The following is a 3,960-nucleotide window of genomic DNA, read 5'->3' on the forward strand; positions in this document are numbered from 1 at the left end:
TAGCTATGAAAAACCATTTTGCGTCAAAAAATAATTTCAAAATAAGGCTTTAGGAGAATAGACGGGGCGGGAAAGGGAAGACAAAGTCTGCCTTTGATCGATCTCTCAAGGGCAGGCTGACGCCTTGCCCTTGCCACCCCGCCATGCGTCCCTATTCGGGAAGCGCGATTGGGGAGGGGAATATATTGTTGTCCGATAGACGCCGATAGTTCATCCTCCGCTTTTTAACGCCGCCATCGCATCTGTCAGTTCCGGCAGATGGCTGCAGAGAACGGTGGGATTGGCTTCTTCCAGTTGTTTGCGTCCTCCGGCGCCCAGCGCTCCGCTCAACAGCGCCGCGCAGGGGCAGTGGATTTTCTGGGCGGCCCATATGTCGGCGACGGCGTCTCCGACGATGAGGATCTTATGCGCGCCGGGGATGGGCGCTCCTTCATCGCTGGCCAATTCGATCGGTTTGCGTTCGGGATAAATCGCCTGCAAAAAGGCGTAGGGATGAGGCTTGCCGAGGTTCCGCTCCTCTCCTCGCCGCTTCAATTCCGCCTCCGCTTTCTCTACTTCATCATGAGTAACGATCCGTTTCTCGTCGAAATAAGAGAGCATATCCCAACGCTGCAATGGGGTTGCGATTTCCATGCGCGGGCGTCCGGTGGCGATGCCCAGGGTATACCCCGCTTGCCGCAATTTCTTCAAGCAGGCGTGCGTTTTTTGCCTTCCATGCAAAGGTTCTTCTTTATGGATCAATCCGCGTTTGGGACGGTAAAGAATCGGGCGGCCATAGGTTTCGCCGTACAATTCCTCACCCAAATACCATTCCTGAAACAAATCCTGGCAATCTTCCCATAAAAGCGTGCGCCGCCCGAACAAGGGAAGGCGGCGTGTGGGATGCCGTTGCAGCAGCGTGTTCAATTCGTCCAACAGGCCAAGCCCGCGCATATCGGGATGAAAGTCGTCCATAATCAGGAGTTCGATTTTCTTGATGGGGACGATGGAGCGTTTCATGAGCCGGAAATACTCTCCCCAAAGATAGAAATCCTTTTTCCTGAAAAATTCTCCCCATTTCCCGTCTAAAGCGGCGCGGCTGAGATGATTCCAGATGGGGGAAAGCGATTCGCGAAAAGCCGAATCGCTTCCGGCGCGATTTTCGCCGTTTTCTTCACGGTTAGTATTTATTCCTAAAAACTCGCTAAACAGGCGAAAGGAAGGCGCAAAAAGAGCAACGAGATAAATCCCGGCGGTAAGGTAGGCCAAATCCCAATTGCTGTTGATGCCCCGCGCCTTGCAGTTGACGATCAGCGGAGTGGGTAAATATCTTCGCCAATCGGAACGCAGGCCGTTCGCCAATTTACGGTAGAATACGTCTGCGATCGGCGAATATTCCTGCGGATTCAATCCCAAATAGGCGGGGCTTTCCAAGAGGTCTCTCACGACGAGTCCCGCCGCGTCCCAATAGGCTTCTTCGCTGGTGAGAACCCCGTCCATATCCAGTATGATGAGTTCGATGTCTTTGAATGAAGCAGGCAGATCGGCCATAGACGCGATATTCCCCATTCGAGCAATTCCGATTCGATTCAATGCCAAAACGTTGAGGATTAGCCCCCCCATCCTCGCCCTCTCCCGGAGGACGAGGGCATTTTATCGCGAGGCTGATTCTCACTGAAACGGAGAAACATGTTTACTCAATCCTGAAACGCTCTAGCTCATAGCCCAAAGGGCGAAGTTAAGCCACGGCGGCGGGAAGAGGCTGCTTCCTTTCCATCGGTCGAAACAAAGTGTCCCGTTCCACCGGTTCATATCCCGCTTCGCGGATCAGCCGCTGGATTTGCGGCGCCGTCAGCATCTTCGGCGAATCCGATCCCGCCGCATGGACGATTTTCTCGTCCATTACCGTTCCATCGAAGTCGTCGGCGCCGAATTTCAGCATCACCTGGGCGCATTTGACGCCCAGCATCGTCCAGTACGATTTGATATGCGGAAAATTATCCAGAAAAATCCGGGCGACGGCGTGAACCCGCAAGTCTTTCAATCCTGTGCACATGACGCCGTTGAGCCGGGTATTGCGCGATTGGAAGCGCAGCGGAATGAAGGTAAGAAAACCGCCGGTTTCGTCCTGCAAGGCCCGCAGATGTTCGAAATGATCGACGATTTCCTCCGGACGTTCGATATGCCCATAGAGCATAGTAGCATTGCTGCGCAGACCTAGACGGTGAGCGATGCGGTGAACCTCTTTCCATTCGTCCACATACAATTTGCCGGGGCACATGGCGTCCCTCACCCGCTGCGAGAACATTTCCGCTCCGCCGCCGGGAAGCGAGCCGAGTCCCGCCTCGATCAGATCCGTCAAAACTTTTTCGATGGATTGCTTTGATAGCCGCGCCAAGTGCGAAATCTCCACGGCGGTGAAGCATTTCAAATGAATGGCGGGAAAGCGGCTTTTCAGCGCCCGCAGCAAATCGAGATAGTAAGAATAGGGCAAATGGGGATGCAGCCCGCCGACGATATGAAATTCCGCCGCTCCCTGAGCCGCTCCTTCTTCTGCGCGCTCCAACATTTCTTCGATGGAATACGTAAACGCGCCTTCTTCTCCCGGCTTCTTGGCGAAGGCGCAGAACCGGCAGGAATCCTCGCAGACGTTGCTGTAATTGATATGGCGGTTCACGATGTAATAGACGCGATTTCCGTTCCATCGCCGCCGCAGTATTTCCGCCATGCGGCCTAGGGCATGAATTTCCGGCGTATGAAACAGGCGCAGCGCTTCCTCAGCGCCGATGCGTTCGCCCGCTCGAACTTTCTCTTCCATCGCCTCGATCGTCATTTTCGATTTTCCATTTCGTTCCGGTTTCACTAATTATCTTGGCGCCAAACGGCAGCCGTGGAAAGTGCGGCGCTTCTCTCGGCGCCCAAAGCGGAAGCCAAAAAACCAGCCAATTCTCTATAGATTATATCGTTGATTCCCGCCGGAAAAGTGAGTATGATCGGCGATGGACAGGCGAATCCCAAATGGAAGGCTCTAATGAGGAATTCATGAAACGATACGCGCATGGATGGTTGATATTTTTTTTGATGGCGCCGATATGCGCCGCTCAAGCCCCTACGCCCACTCCCATCCTCGGAGATTTGAACAACGACGGCGCCGTCGATTCGCAAGACTTGATGATATTGATGAAGAATTGGCATATTGGCGGACAAGTCCAGCCCACGCCCACTCCCATCGATTATACCGGCCAATCTGTCATCATCCCCCTCCCCAATCTCGTCCCCGCAGCGAAACCGTTGGCGATGGCCCGGATTCCCCACGGAGAATTCGTCATGGGCAGTCCCGATGGGGAAGTAAAAACCCTCGAAAAACCCCAACATAGCGTGAAGTTCGCCAAAGATTTTTATATGGGGAAATATGAAGTGACTCAAGCGCAATGGCGAGCGGTAATGGGGAGCGAACTCGCATGGAGTAACGTCAAAGGAGACGATTATCCCGCTTATTTCGTCAGTTGGGATCTCTGTCAGCGGTTTCTGGAAAAAATGAATACGCTAGGCGTCGGCGCTTTCCGCCTGCCTACGGAAGCGGAATGGGAATACGCTTGCCGGGCGGGAACAACTTCCCGGTTTTATTGGGGAGACGACGCTGATGGAACATTAATCAACAATTATGCATGGTATAGCGGCAACAATAAGCCCGACGACGTCAAGCAAGCGGGACTGAAACTGCCGAATCCCTGGGGACTGTTCGATATGAGCGGCAACGTCTACGAATGGTGTGAAGACGACTGGCACGATTACTATACCGGCGCGCCGCAGAACGGGAGCGCATGGGTAGATTCGCCGCGCGCCGCCAATCGCGTTTATCGCGGCGGGTATTATGGGGCTATCGCCCAATATTGCCGCTCGGCTTACCGATACCCTCGCACTCCCGATTTTCTTGGCAACTATGTCGGCTTCCGGTTGGTCATGCCGGTGGGAAACTGA

3 protein-coding genes are annotated in these 3,960 nt (G+C 54.0%); 1 reads left to right on the top strand and 2 read right to left on the bottom strand.

From position 1 onward, the window contains the following. Window positions 1–210: 210 nt before the first annotated feature. Both AB1656_00995 and mqnE read right to left on the bottom strand, forming a co-directional pair. The gene (locus tag AB1656_00995) at window positions 211–1,548 is read right to left on the bottom strand and encodes an HAD family hydrolase (GenBank protein MEW6233938.1); all 1,338 of its coding nucleotides are present in this window, start codon (window positions 1,546–1,548) and stop codon (window positions 211–213) included. Between the two features lie 169 nt (window positions 1,549–1,717). Further along, a complete protein-coding gene (mqnE, locus tag AB1656_01000) occupies window positions 1,718–2,812 on the bottom strand; it encodes an aminofutalosine synthase MqnE (GenBank protein MEW6233939.1) in 1,095 nt (364 codons plus the stop codon). Between the two features lie 209 nt (window positions 2,813–3,021). Between mqnE and AB1656_01005 the strand changes: the two genes are divergently transcribed. Next, window positions 3,022–3,960, top strand: a complete 939-nt coding sequence (locus AB1656_01005; GenBank protein ID MEW6233940.1) for an SUMF1/EgtB/PvdO family nonheme iron enzyme — start codon at window positions 3,022–3,024, stop codon at window positions 3,958–3,960.

It is taken from the genome of Candidatus Omnitrophota bacterium (assembly GCA_040755155.1).
Taxonomy (GTDB): domain Bacteria; phylum Hinthialibacterota; class Hinthialibacteria; order Hinthialibacterales; family Hinthialibacteraceae; genus JBFMBP01.

Bases quoted from the DNA above. Each gene is read 5' to 3' on its own strand.
- mqnE (MEW6233939.1), bottom strand. From the start codon at position 2,812: ATGACGATCGAGGCGATGGAAGAGAAAGTTCGAGCGGGCGAACGCATC.
- AB1656_00995 (MEW6233938.1), bottom strand. From the start codon at position 1,548: ATGGGGAATATCGCGTCTATGGCCGATCTGCCTGCTTCATTCAAAGAC.
- AB1656_01005 (MEW6233940.1), top strand. From the start codon at position 3,022: ATGAAACGATACGCGCATGGATGGTTGATATTTTTTTTGATGGCGCCG.